General features: G+C 45.0%; 13 protein-coding genes. 3 read left to right on the forward strand and 10 right to left on the reverse strand.

Annotation, left to right across the window (positions count from 1 at the left end):
- The first annotated feature begins 65 nt into the window (after positions 1–65).
- On the forward strand, positions 66–1070 hold the full coding sequence (locus tag JIG40_RS20650) for a D-alanine--D-alanine ligase (protein WP_020328553.1): 1005 nt from the start codon (positions 66–68) through the stop codon (positions 1068–1070).
- Here the strand turns inward: JIG40_RS20650 and JIG40_RS20655 are convergent.
- Entirely contained in the window at positions 1054–2022 is a 969-nt protein-coding gene (locus JIG40_RS20655; protein WP_024375551.1) for a tyrosine-type recombinase/integrase, read from the reverse strand. The genes JIG40_RS20650 and JIG40_RS20655 overlap by 17 nt on opposite strands.
- A 101-nt stretch (positions 2023–2123) precedes the next feature.
- Here JIG40_RS20655 and JIG40_RS20660 point away from each other — a divergent pair, with 101 nt between their 5' ends.
- A complete protein-coding gene (locus JIG40_RS20660; protein ID WP_024375550.1) occupies positions 2124–2498 on the forward strand; it encodes a DUF3319 domain-containing protein in 375 nt (124 codons plus the stop codon).
- An 8-nt stretch (positions 2499–2506) separates the two neighbouring features.
- Positions 2507–2818, forward strand: coding sequence for a stress response translation initiation inhibitor YciH (gene yciH, locus JIG40_RS20665; protein WP_158152120.1), 312 nt, complete (start codon positions 2507–2509; stop codon positions 2816–2818).
- 1097 nt (positions 2819–3915) lie between these two features.
- On the opposite strand, the gene JIG40_RS20670 is transcribed toward yciH, so the two are convergent.
- The 9 genes from JIG40_RS20670 to JIG40_RS20710 form a co-directional block, all read right to left on the reverse strand.
- The gene (locus JIG40_RS20670; protein ID WP_020328558.1) at positions 3916–4074 is read right to left on the reverse strand and encodes a YoaH family protein; all 159 of its coding nucleotides are present in this window, start codon (positions 4072–4074) and stop codon (positions 3916–3918) included.
- A 41-nt stretch (positions 4075–4115) separates the two neighbouring features.
- Positions 4116–5288, reverse strand: a complete 1173-nt coding sequence (locus tag JIG40_RS20675; RefSeq protein WP_158126266.1) for a conjugal transfer protein TraF — start codon at positions 5286–5288, stop codon at positions 4116–4118.
- Positions 5289–5348: 60 nt separating this feature from the next.
- A complete protein-coding gene (locus JIG40_RS20680) occupies positions 5349–6206 on the reverse strand; it encodes a DUF2861 family protein (protein ID WP_233275486.1) in 858 nt (285 codons plus the stop codon).
- 24 nt (positions 6207–6230) lie between these two features.
- Entirely contained in the window at positions 6231–6890 is a 660-nt protein-coding gene (gene vxrB / locus JIG40_RS20685) for a response regulator transcription factor VxrB (protein ID WP_020328561.1), read from the reverse strand.
- Positions 6865–8340, reverse strand: coding sequence for a sensor histidine kinase VxrA (vxrA, locus tag JIG40_RS20690; protein WP_020328562.1), 1476 nt, complete (start codon positions 8338–8340; stop codon positions 6865–6867). Before vxrA ends, vxrB begins: the two co-directional genes overlap by 26 nt.
- A 130-nt stretch (positions 8341–8470) precedes the next feature.
- Positions 8471–9847, reverse strand: a complete 1377-nt coding sequence (gene pntB, locus JIG40_RS20695) for a Re/Si-specific NAD(P)(+) transhydrogenase subunit beta (RefSeq protein WP_024375590.1) — start codon at positions 9845–9847, stop codon at positions 8471–8473.
- An 11-nt stretch (positions 9848–9858) separates the two neighbouring features.
- Complete coding sequence (locus JIG40_RS20700) at positions 9859–11406, reverse strand: Re/Si-specific NAD(P)(+) transhydrogenase subunit alpha (protein WP_020328564.1); 1548 nt, start codon at positions 11404–11406, stop codon at positions 9859–9861.
- A gap of 296 nt (positions 11407–11702) precedes the next feature.
- A complete protein-coding gene (locus JIG40_RS20705) occupies positions 11703–11981 on the reverse strand; it encodes an HlyU family transcriptional regulator (RefSeq protein WP_020328565.1) in 279 nt (92 codons plus the stop codon).
- A 24-nt stretch (positions 11982–12005) separates the two neighbouring features.
- Positions 12006–12377, reverse strand: coding sequence for a late competence development ComFB family protein (locus tag JIG40_RS20710; RefSeq protein ID WP_024375431.1), 372 nt, complete (start codon positions 12375–12377; stop codon positions 12006–12008).
- Between the last annotated feature and the right edge of the window lie 5 nt (positions 12378–12382).

Raw genomic sequence — 12382 nt, forward strand, 5'->3', positions numbered from 1 at the left:
TGTAAGTTCATGGCGAATTGTCTATCATAGTGGACAAATAATCTCTGGTGTCACGGAAAGATCTAATGACAAAAACGACTATCTTACTTTTGTGTGGCGGCGGCTCTTCTGAACATGAAGTGTCGCTGGTTTCTGCTAACTATTTGCAGCAGCAATTATCACAAACTCCTGAATTTGATGTGTTCAGGGTTGAAATGAAAAAAGAGGGATGGTTCTCGGATTGCGGTGAGATAGTTTATCTGGATACAAACTCAGCCACATTAAATGGCGAAGGCTTATCAATCAAGATCGATTTTGTTGTGCCGTGTATCCATGGTTATCCGGGTGAAACGGGCGACATTCAATCCATGTTTGAACTTGCTGGTATTCCTTACTTAGGCTGTGGCCCAGAAGCCAGTTCAAATAGCTTTAACAAAATTACATCCAAACTATGGTACGACGCGTTAGGTATTCCAAACACACCTTATCTGTTCTTGTCAGAAAACAATGCGGATGCACTAAAGTCGAGTCAAGAAGCGTTTGCTAAGTGGGGCAGTCTCTTTATCAAAGCTGCACGTCAAGGGTCTTCTGTTGGCTGTTACAAGGTCACCAAAGAGGATCAAATTGCTCCCGCTATTGATGCCGCATTTAGTTATTCAGAGCAAGTACTGGTTGAGAAGGCCGTTAAACCCCGTGAACTGGAAGTCGCCGCCTATGAAATGGGTGGTAAGGTTTTTATCACCAAACCTGGTGAAATTATTGCTCCTGAAGATGCGTTTTACAGTTACGAGGAAAAGTACAGTACCGACAGCCACTCGCGCACTGAAGTGGAAGCGGGTAATTTGACTGACGACCAACAAACTTTGATTCACAGTGTTGCTGAGAAAGTCTTCACCCACATGAAACTGCGTCATTTGTCGCGTATTGATTTCTTCTTAACACCAGAAGGTCAGGTTTATCTCAACGAGGTAAACACTTTCCCAGGCATGACGCCGATTTCAATGTTCCCTAAAATGCTTGAACATAACGGCCATAAGTTTGCCGATTTCCTGGCAGATTGTGTTCGCACCTCACTTACTCCCAAGGCTTAAATTTCACAAATTTTAGCTTCTCTCGCTCTGCGGTATTTTTATCACCAATGTATTGATAAGGCATCGCAGGGCTGAGCCAACGCCCGAATTCTTGAATCTCTCTTGCTTTATATCCTTGTTTCGCCAGTTCTTTCGCCGCTCCTATGCGCGTTGATTGTCCGGAGAAACGCAATTGTTCATCGCCCAAATATCTTCCTGCGTTTCGTAGGATCCGAAATATTGATGAATCATCAAGTGGAGATGTAGAAACGTTACCATGTCGATCGATAGCTCGGAAAAGTACGCCACTTGTATCTTCGATACAGGTGAGCCATTTCGACAGACATTGACTCGCTTGTTCAGAAAGCGAATAAGTGTAGCCTGACATTTGCAAACTCAAATTAGGTTGTTCGTTATTAAGCCTAACTAACTGAGATGCATCGAGAGATTTAAGCTCTGAGCGCTTTAACGCACACTCAAACATAACGTGGTAAATCGCAAGATCCCGGATCGTTTTTATTGCCTGACGATCTTTAAGCTTTCCAAATAGCTGACTCAGATGGTCTTGATTAAAACTTTGAGCTTGTGTGGCATCGCCATGTTTATCTAACCGTAGTCGCTGTAACGATGTGCGCACCTGACTATTCGTTGTCGGGTCTCGTTGGCCGAGTAGGGTGTGAACTAAACTTATGGTGACCGTGTAACGTTTAAGAGTGCTAAATTTTCTGGAACGAGCCTCAAATTCAATGAACTGACGCACTGCGGTGATTGATGCAGGAATTGCGTTAACTGATCGCAATTGACAGAATTCCAGAAATAGATTCCAGTCTTTAGTGAACGCAAGTAATGAATTGCGACTGTACTGATGTTGGGTGAGTTGATTGAACTGTTCGAGAGTGACTAGACGACCAAAATCGATAAGCATCTGTTTTAAAATGCTTTGATCTGTGACGACGGTAAGGTTTTTTTTCATACTAGCGCACTATAACTTAATGTTTTGATAATAAATATACTTGCTAACCCGAGATATACAATTATTATTTAGGTAACTGCAACTAAAAGAACCAGATGCGTATGGCTATAGCTACTTATAGAGGGTTTACCCTCAAATCTGCACCAAATTCAACTGAAGTATGGCAAGTTCAGATAAAAAACCATGTTTTGACCGGCAACCTTGCGGCAGTGAAGAAGAGTATCGATTGGTGGTGTGATACTGCATCAATTATCGATCCTCGCGAATTTGAATCGGTCGGCCGTAAACGAGAAGTTGCTGCAGGAACGCAAGAGAACTTCAACGGGTTCAGCCTCAAAAACGACACTGGTGAAGCAAATGGATGGTACTGCTTTTTTAATGGCCGCTTAATCAAAGGTTCTAAAGTTGCTATTCAAAAACACATCGAAGCTTTTTTGCTTGCTAAACAGCGAGCAGAAACACAACACAAGAAGTAGTAAAGATCATGACACTCGTATATTCGACAGACGTCGGCCGAATTAAGCAGGAACCAGAGCAAGCAGAACGTCCTAAAGGTGATGGTATTGTTCGTATTCACAAAGAAACGAAAGGACGTAAAGGTAAAGGTGTCTGCATCATCAAAGGACTAGACCTGGATGACGCGCCGCTTAAGCTGCTTGCCGCCGAACTCAAGAAAGTCTGCGGTTGTGGTGGTTCGGTTAAAGATGGTGAAATCGAAATCCAAGGCGACATGCGAGACAAAATTAAAGCGATACTTGAGAAGAAAGGCTTTAAAGTTAAATTAGCAGGTGGCTAATAACCAAGTTGATATCGTTAGATAGCAAAGTAGTTATTAGCTATTTTATGGTAAATCCAGTTATGTTGAATAGCTTCGCTAGATAACCAAGCAAATACAGCACAGCAGAGAAGAGCACCCAAAAACGTGCTCTTCTTATTAGTAAATATAATTTAACATAACGTACATAATGCGCACTGAAGTGGTGACGCTTTAACCTCAGTCGCATACAGCGCCAAACTGCTCGAACCCATTAATATATAGTTTGTATCTGTAGCGTGTCCGGGCTTTTAGTTGAGGTTACCACCAAAGTGTTTGTTAATCTGCTGTCGCGTTTCTTCTGCGTTTTTACTGCTTGATCATTTTGTCGCTACAATTTTTACGCTGAGTGCCAGTGTTGTCCGTGAAGTGATTGCGAGTTGCCACATGCTTCATCATGGCGTTGAGCTTTCCAAGTGACTAACTCTATGGTTAGACGTTCGCTGACTGTTCAATCGATGACAGAGAAATTACTCCGGTTTAAACCGCGTTTTGTCCGCTGCCAGTCATGCCTAAACTCAACGTCGTCAGCGCGTTTTTAATCACATCCAAATTCCAAATACTGAATGACACTTGAAATCTTTCCCCGTTGCCATTCACACGCCACCAAATTAAGACAGAAGTACTCACTATGCTTCAAACCTTCTCTATCTGCGCCAAAGATAAGCGCACGAAGCCCAACTAAGTGACAGTGTCACCTGGTATGTTTTGTGCTGTATTAAGCTGTCATTAGCGACCAAATCAAATCTTGATGCGATACCTTTCGATTGGCGGTTGGATCGATTGTCATTTCGTCCATGTTTAATTCAATGATAGTTACTACGGTAGATATGACGACAGTGAGTAATCACACCGTAACGCATCAGGACAATAAACTGGCTTTTATTTTGAGTGTAATTTGATGTGTAATAAAATTACAAATCAGTAAAAGCTCACCCTTGCGCCAGGGTTTTATCCTGTCGTAAGTGTTTGTTATATATTTGATTGTTTGGTTGCCTTGGTGTTTTTGGTAGGATTATTGATTTGAAGTGTGGCTTGTAAGTCTAAATGAAAGGCAAAAAAAAGAGCACTTACGTGCCCTATTCTTTGGTTTGTTGCTCTGTTTGTTGTTGTCTTATTTCTTGAGCAACGATTTTTATTGCTTCTGCAGTGCTGATTCCTTGCGCCATAAGCGCCTGAATCTTTTCTACTGCCGCCTGCTGTTCGGCGTGAGAAAGAGTTGGTATATCGTCAAACATAAAAAAGGCTCCTTTTAAGGAGCCCAACTATAGTGTTTCGCTTAATAACTCGCAAGGAAGTTTACGTATGCACCCATTGCTTGTTCATTGGTGTAACTTGCGCCAATGTCTAATTGGAATAGGTTGAGTGGCGAAATACCCACACCAGCCGTTACCGTCCCTTCACTACCGCTGTAGGCCAGATTTTTGTAATAACCAGCACGCAGTTTTAGCTGGCGTAGTAAATCAATTTCACCACCGACACGAATCATTTGCGTGTTGTCTGCAAAATTTTTGTAACGCTCGTCTTCGTTGAGATCGTAGTCCACGCTCAGAGTGACATAGTCGGCAACCAAACCGGCACCAACCGTATACTGTGGACGAATCTGATAGGAGTACTGCAGATTGGGATTGCCTGAAACTTTTGACGCTACGGTTTTGGTTTCAATGTCTCGACTGATCAAGTTGGTTGCTGCAAAACCGATTCGAAATGGGCCATAGAACCACAAGGCACCAGCATCAATATTGAACGTTGTTTCGCCTGTGCTGTTTTCGCGAAGATCTTTAAAGTCATAATCGCTGATGCTGGCTTCATACACGTATGTGTAGATACGTTGCAATTTCGGGCTGATACCAAACGAAAGGTGCTGTCCCATAAAGGTTTGATATTTGGCTAATGAAATCCCTACTTCGGTTACAGCGACAGATACCGCATTAACGGTGCTGTTCTGGGCTTTTTCGAACGTACACTCGTCGGAGCCTTCGCTATAACTCGGGCAACTATCGGCAATATTGGTTGTTGCAAATGATTCAGTGTAAGCCTTACCAAAAATGTTCATGGCCAGATATTGGTTTGGAATACCAAATGCTACCACGCCACCAAGATGTGCGCTTAGAACATCGCCACTGACGTCATTCATTGCACTCTGTAGTTCGTCGACACGAGAAACGTCATTGCTATCGAGAATGCTTGAGATCTGATCAAGGCCGTCGACCATTTTATCTGGGTCATTATACGAACCACCGATACTTGGCAGGATCATACCGGCATCGTCATTGCGGCGGTATATTGCAACAATCGCTGGGTTGTAGAAAGGAGCTGTCAGATAGTTTGCTGATACGACACCAACACCACCCATTGCATCACCGCGAGCTTCGACGGCGTAGTTGGCTGCGAAAGCACTTGGTGCTGCCAATGCGACAGACAGTGCGAGAAGTTTGATTTTATTATTCATGCCGATATAAACCGTAAGTTCCGTTTCGTTTTATAACGGCATATTGTCCATTATCTTTAGTTATTCCTCTAGCGAAACGTCATATGTTTTGCTGATAACTTGAGATTGCTCAATGGTGATTGGCCCTTGCCAACGTTGATGGGTCATCGAGACTGCCAAAACATAGCGATCGGACGGTAAATTATTTAGCCCTAGCGATGTCGGGTAATCCGATTCGTAACTCTGGCTCCAAATTTCCTTATATTTGCCGTCTACGTAATCAAAGACCGACACGCCAAGTTTTGGTAGTGGACAGAATCGATTTAGGAGTGCATTTTTCTCCACAATCCACTGATCTTTGGATGCCCAGCGAACAGTTTGCTTCGCTTTAGGTTCACCAAATATAATCCACGCGCTCCAGGATTCTTGATCACTCGCCGTAATATCCAGTCGGTACAAGCCCATACTTAGCTTAGTATTCAAGTTGTAACGTTTAAGATAGGAAACGGTTGAGCTAGTAACGTTGTCACTATCGGTTTTGGTGAACGTGCTGTCTGTGGATAACGGTTTATCTACCCACTGAGTGAGTCGAATGTCAGAAATATTCTTTTTGGTTTTCGCGTCAATAATTACCTGATAGGCGTCTCGACCAGGGCTTTGTATGTCGACCCGACGAATAAGAACAGACTTAATCCACTCTGGGAAAGGTTTGGAATCGAGTCCTTTTCCACAATCGACAGTCAGTGACTGAACTAACAGATCGTTCAGATGTGCAGTTATGCTTTTGTTGTGCTCCAACTGCCACACTTCAACTAAGGAAGCGAACATGCTCTCCAAGTCGTTGTTGAGCAAATGTTGGTGCGCTTGGGTTAATGGCGTGTTTTTCTCAAACCATTCGACCGCTTGTGTAGATAAGGGCACGCATAATAGCGTGCCCATTAATAATGCTGATTTCCGCATTCGTTACGCTTTCATCTTATAACCGACACCACGTAGGGTTTCGATTTCCAGACCGGGCAACTTTTGGCGCAACTGAAGTACGTGAGTATCTACAGTACGGGTTGTTGGGAAATGGTTGTAACCCCAAACGTGGTCCAGCAGCTCGTCACGCGTAAATACACGGCCTAAATTGCTTGCCAAAAACAGCAGTAGATCGAATTCAGTACGAGTCAATGTTACCGATTCGCCGTTGAAATAGACTTCACGTGTTGCTTTATCAATCGTCAGGTTCTCGGTGACCACTTTGCTGTCGTCTTGATCTTCATTTTCAGGCGAACGAAGTTGAGCGCGCACGCGTGCAAAGAGTTCTGCTTCGGCAAAAGGTTTAGTCAGGTAATCATTAGCACCTGCGTCCAGACCTGTTACTTTATCTTTAACCGTCACCAATGCAGTCAAAAGAATCACAGGGACATCTTTCAGTTTTTTCCAATCAGCCAAGTGTTGTACTGAATCACCATCAGGTAGCTGGCGGTCCAGAATCACTAAATCCGCTTTCTCCCAGTATTGCTTTACACCAGCAATCGTTTCTGCATGTAAACAGTCATATCCTGCTTGCTCCAAACTAACCAGAAGTCCGTCAGCTAGGTTTTTATCATCTTCAACGAGAAGCAATGTCTGTTTCACAGGGTATCTCCAATATAAAAGTGGTCGGCGGTCCAACAAGGGTCATTGTTCCCCCCATTCTTCCGACCATCGATTCTACTATAGTTAAGCCAAGTCCTAAGCCACTTTTACTGACAAATGGCTTGCGTAAATGACGCCAATCCTTGTTTGTAAGCGTTCCTTGGTCCGTAACCTTAATTGTGACAGCGTTAGATTTTGTTGTTACTTCTAGTGTCACTGGAGCGACGCCGTATTTCACCGCGTTGCGTATTAAATTATCTACACAGGTTCCTAGCCAGTAGACATTGAGTTTGGCTGCTATGTCTTTGTCTATTTTAAGTTCTACGGGATCTACGAACTCTTCTTCAACTTTGTATCTTAACCACTCTTCAACCGACGGAACCCAGTCTGTTGCAAGAGGTTTGTTATCGGATTGCAAATAATCTTTACTTGCTTCCGCTAATTGACGTAATCGGCGTGAATCTTCACACAGCCTACGGAACTCATCGTATACAGACTCAGGCAAATGTTCAAATTCGCGACGAAATCCTTCTACGGTCAATGAGAGACTTGCGATCGGTGTACGCAGCTCATGAGTCAGAATTTGCAGGATGAGCATTCGGCTCTTCATTTCCTGACGCTTTGAATTCCAACGATAAATTGACCAGCCAAGTACCAAGAGTATGTTGGCAATGACTAGGGCAACCATGCTGATACGCAGTAAGTCAGAATGGTCTTCTATATCCCAACAAATGTTACCACGCTGTACGAAACAGGTACTTTCTGAGGTTGCGATACTGTAAGAAAGCCCCGCTTTGCTGGCGTTACGGTTCCAAGTCTCTTCGTCGAAAACGTAATATTCGTCCCCTTTTCTCAGCCAAAGTTCCGTATCGTCACCAAACATTACCGCGCCAGCGATTAACGCCGTCATGGTATCTTCATTCATGCTTTGCAAGCGGCCTAACAATGAATCTTTCGCTGCTTTCGGGCGTTCCTGAATATGCATGTATTGCTGCAACTCATTTAGTTTGTCCGGGTGCATCTCAGCATATCGTGAAGCATAAGTGCCACCGCCTGGATGGATCAGCGCACTTCTTGCAAACCAACGCATCGGCAGTTGGGTACCTTTACATATGGCACGTGTAAACACTAAAGGTTCAGTTACCAGCGGGTTCAATGGCAGTTTACCGGTACAAGTTTGCGCGAGGCTATAAAGTTGCTGGATATCTTTTAATGGATACGCTGATGTTTGCGGCAGCATGCTGTCTGGGGTCAGCAAACGTGTTGGATAATCATTCTGAATGCCGCGAATGTCGTAGGAGACCGCCGCCGATTTGTAGTCAAATAGCGATACGAACAGATCTATGCGCTCAGGCAGAGAATCCGCGTATGAGGAGGATGTGGTAAACAGCCCTACAACGACTAGGGTTCTTAGTATCGCTTTAATCAATTTGAATCTTCGGCAGATCATAGGGTTACAAAACTATAACGTATTATCCTAGAAAGATACATTTGGCTTGTTATATTGCTGTCAATAATGCATCAACGAAAAATAAAGAAGCCAGCTAAATGCTGGCTTCTTAGAGGTCTTAACCGGAAGGTTACAGTGCTTTAGAAATCGCGTCTACACTATCCTTCGCATCGCCGAACAACATATGTGTGTTCTCTTTGAAGAAAAGTGGGTTTTGGACGCCAGCGTAACCCGTATTCATCGAACGTTTGAATACGATAACGTTTTGTGCGTGCCACACTTCCAACACTGGCATTCCCGCGATTGGGCTGTTTGGATCTTCTTGTGCGGCTGGGTTCACCGTATCGTTCGCGCCAATCACCAGTACGGTATCCGTATCTGAGAAATCATCGTTGATTTCGTCCATTTCCAAAACGATGTCGTAGGGCACTTTCGCTTCAGCAAGCAGTACGTTCATGTGACCAGGCAAACGACCTGCTACCGGGTGAATACCAAAGCGCACTTCAACACCCATGGAACGAAGTTTTTCTGTGATTTCATACACTGGGTACTGAGCTTGCGCTACCGCCATGCCGTATCCAGGAGTGATGATGACAGATTTTGAGTTCTTCAGCATATCTGCCACATCTTCAGCGTTGATCTCGCGATGCTCGCCCTGCTCTTCTTCACCGCTAATCACCACTTCTTGGCCAAAGCCGCCGGCAATAACACTGATAAATGAACGGTTCATCGCCTTACACATGATGTAAGACAGAATCGCACCCGATGAACCAACCAATGCACCTGTTACGATCAGTAGATCGTTTGCCAGCATAAAGCCCGCTGCCGCGGCTGCCCAGCCTGAGTATGAGTTCAGCATTGAAACGACGACTGGCATGTCAGCCCCGCCAATCGATGCTACCAGGTGGTAACCGAAAGCAAACGCAATCAGAGTCATCACGATCAACGCAAACATGCTGCCGTCTGCGTTAACAAAACGCGTCAGTAGCAGTGCTGAAATTACAATAGCAGCCAGATTCAGTTTGTGTTTATGAGGTAAGTTCAACGGCGACGATTTAATGATGCCGCGCAGTTTACCGAATGCCACGATAGAACCCGTAAAGGTTACCGCACCGATGAATACACCGATAAATACTTCAACAAGGTGAATGACATGTTCGGCATGGGTGGCCACTTCTGGAGCATCCAGATAGCTGTTGTAACCAACCAAAACAGCAGCCATACCCACGAAGCTGTGAAGAATCGCCACCAGTTCTGGCATCTCGGTCATTTCAACTTTCTTCGCGAAATGCATACCGATAGCACCACCAATCACCATAGCCAGAATGATCCAAGCAAGGCCAGATGCACCCGGGCTGAAGATCGTTGCCAGCAGCGCGATGGTCATGCCCGCGATACCGTAGTAGTTACCTGCCTTTGCAGATTCCTGCTTAGACAGACCCGCCAGACTCAAAATGAAAAACAGAGCAGCAACAATGTACGCCGCTTGTACTAATCCTGCAGACATTGTGTACTCCCTTAGTTTTTACGGAACATTTCAAGCATACGTTTGGTCACGGTAAAGCCACCAAAGATGTTAATGCTTGCAATTAGAACTGCGATGAACGCAAGGAAGGTGACTGCACCATTGCCTTGCCCAATTTGCAGCAGTGCACCTACCACGATGATGCCTGAAATCGCATTGGTTACGGACATCAGAGGCGTGTGCAATGAATGTGTTACGTTCCAAACAACGTAGTAACCCACAACACATGCGAGAACAAATACTGTGAAGTGACCAAGGAAAGCGGCTGGCGCAACCGATGCGATCCACGCGAAGGCGCCAACACCAATCACCAGCCCAGCAAGTTTCTTGATTGGAGATACGGGTTCTTCAACTTTTTTCTCTTTGATCGGCTGTACTTTTGCCTGCTGCTGAGGTTGTGCCGAGACCTGAATGGGTGGTGCTGGCCAGGTAATTTCACCACCTTTCACCACTGTGACGCCACGCAGTACCACATCTTCAAAGTTGATGTCGATGTTGCCGTCTTTCTCTTTGCATAGCAGTTTCAGAAGGTTGACAAGGTTCGTTGCGTACAACTGAGAAGATTGCGTTGGCAGACGGCCGACCATATCGGTATAGCCGATGATTTTCACGCCATTTGGTGTAACAAAGACTTGGTCTTTGACTGTGTATTCACAGTTACCACCGTTTGCGGCCGCAAGGTCAACGATCACACTACCCGGCTTCATGCTGTCGACCATCTCTTTGGTCACCAGTTTTGGCGCTGGCTTGCCCGGGATAAGGGCGGTCGTAATGATGATATCAACGTCTTTGGCTTGCGCGGCATACAGCTCCGCAGCTTTCTTGTTGAAGTCATCGGACATTTCTTTCGCGTAACCATCACCTGAGCCCGAGTTTTCCTTGTAATCGACTTCAAGGAACTCTGCACCCATAGACTGTACTTGTTCTTTTACTTCAGGGCGAACGTCGAATGCGCGCACGATAGCGCCAAGGCTACCAGCCGCGCCGATAGCCGCAAGGCCAGCAACACCCGCACCCGCTACGAAAACTTTCGCTGGTGGTACTTTACCTGCAGCCGTGATTTGGCCAGTGAAGAAACGGCCAAACTCGTGAGCAGCTTCAACCACGGCGCGGTAACCTGCGATGTTGGCCATTGAAGACAACGCATCAAGAGCTTGTGCGCGTGAAATACGTGGCACGCAATCCATCGCCATCACGTTGATGTTCTTAACGGTCAGTTTTTCCATCAGCTCAGGATTCTGAGCAGGCCAGATAAAGCTAATCAGTGTAGCGCCTTCCTTGAGCAAAGAAATCTCGTCAACTTCTTCGTTGCTAACAGGAGCATTCACCTTTAAGACGATGTCTGATTGCCATACGTCATCTTTACTCACCACTTTCGCGCCCGCTGCTTCATAAGCAGTATCTTCGAAACTGGCCAGTGATCCTGCCTGAGACTCGATAGCGACCTCAAACCCTAGCTTAATGAGCTGTTCAACCGACGTTGGTGAAGCAGCGACTCGCGTTTCTCCTGCGAGTATTTCTTTTGGTACACCAATTTGCATAGCTGTTCCTTGACTATTGGCACAATGATTATTCTGTTTTTATCTAACGACTAACCTAACTTCAAGCTATTTGTTATATAAATACAAACTTTCATTAGTTATAACGTTAGGTAGTAAAGGATTCTGTTGACTCTGCCCTTGGAATACAACATCACTTCAACACAGCAGAGGTCAAACCAGTATAGACAAATATCTATAAAAACAGGAATTTGCAAAGTGCACAGAAAAACAAAAGAGCCACAAGCATATCGACTTATGGCCCTTTTATTTATGATTTCTGTCAACGACTGGATGAGTTAAGAGAAGATCTGACCACTCATTTGGTCGATAAACATCTGCGCCTTTTTCAGCATCAGTTCTTTGGCATCTTCTTTACTTGGCAGTACATCGGAACGAATAAAGCGGTGGGTTTTTAATTCACCATCGACTTCTTTGGTTATGCGCCCGGCAATACGGTATTGCCCGCCTTCAGCAAGCGGTTCCTGGTAAATGAGAAAGCCTTTGTATTCGACAGGCTGAACAACTTCGATTTGGTTTTCTGACTTACCGCCAAACAAACGAGAAAACAGTCCCACAACAACTCCTTTGGGTAATCAATTTTAGGCTGGATCTTTATGGCCGAGAATCGGCTTTTCGTACCACTCCAATTCTGCATCGTCATCAAAACGCGTCTGAGCGATGACAACCGGCAGGTCATCATCACGATTTTTGCGACGATCATCAACGATCATCGATTCTGCGGCCTCGATAGCTGTTTCGGCCCTTTTCTTCAATATCACCAAACGGGCCTCGGGCAATGCCGATAAAAAATCGATGTCATGGCGAATGTAGATTGGGCGAATCTGACTGAGCGCGAGGCATGCCAAATCGGCTAACTGCTCATTGGAGTAGTTTTCCACGTAATACTCTTGGGCTAACACCTGGCCTACCAGAGCTTCCATATAGTTGTGTACGTCGACACTGATTTGCATCTTGA

The sequence above is a fragment of the Vibrio sp. bablab_jr001 genome, assembly GCF_016464285.1.
Classification (GTDB): Bacteria; Pseudomonadota; Gammaproteobacteria; order Enterobacterales; family Vibrionaceae; genus Vibrio; species Vibrio fluvialis.

Bases quoted from the DNA above. Each gene is read 5' to 3' on its own strand.
- JIG40_RS20650 (WP_020328553.1), top strand. From the start codon at position 66: ATGACAAAAACGACTATCTTACTTTTGTGTGGCGGCGGCTCTTCTGAA.
- JIG40_RS20655 (WP_024375551.1), bottom strand. From the start codon at position 2,022: ATGAAAAAAAACCTTACCGTCGTCACAGATCAAAGCATTTTAAAACAG.
- JIG40_RS20660 (WP_024375550.1), top strand. From the start codon at position 2,124: ATGGCTATAGCTACTTATAGAGGGTTTACCCTCAAATCTGCACCAAAT.
- yciH (WP_158152120.1), top strand. From the start codon at position 2,507: ATGACACTCGTATATTCGACAGACGTCGGCCGAATTAAGCAGGAACCA.
- JIG40_RS20670 (WP_020328558.1), bottom strand. From the start codon at position 4,074: ATGTTTGACGATATACCAACTCTTTCTCACGCCGAACAGCAGGCGGCA.
- JIG40_RS20675 (WP_158126266.1), bottom strand. From the start codon at position 5,288: ATGAATAATAAAATCAAACTTCTCGCACTGTCTGTCGCATTGGCAGCA.
- JIG40_RS20680 (WP_233275486.1), bottom strand. From the start codon at position 6,206: ATGGGCACGCTATTATGCGTGCCCTTATCTACACAAGCGGTCGAATGG.
- vxrA (WP_020328562.1), bottom strand. From the start codon at position 8,340: ATGATCTGCCGAAGATTCAAATTGATTAAAGCGATACTAAGAACCCTA.
- pntB (WP_024375590.1), bottom strand. From the start codon at position 9,847: ATGTCTGCAGGATTAGTACAAGCGGCGTACATTGTTGCTGCTCTGTTT.
- JIG40_RS20700 (WP_020328564.1), bottom strand. From the start codon at position 11,406: ATGCAAATTGGTGTACCAAAAGAAATACTCGCAGGAGAAACGCGAGTC.
- JIG40_RS20710 (WP_024375431.1), bottom strand. From the start codon at position 12,377: ATGCAAATCAGTGTCGACGTACACAACTATATGGAAGCTCTGGTAGGC.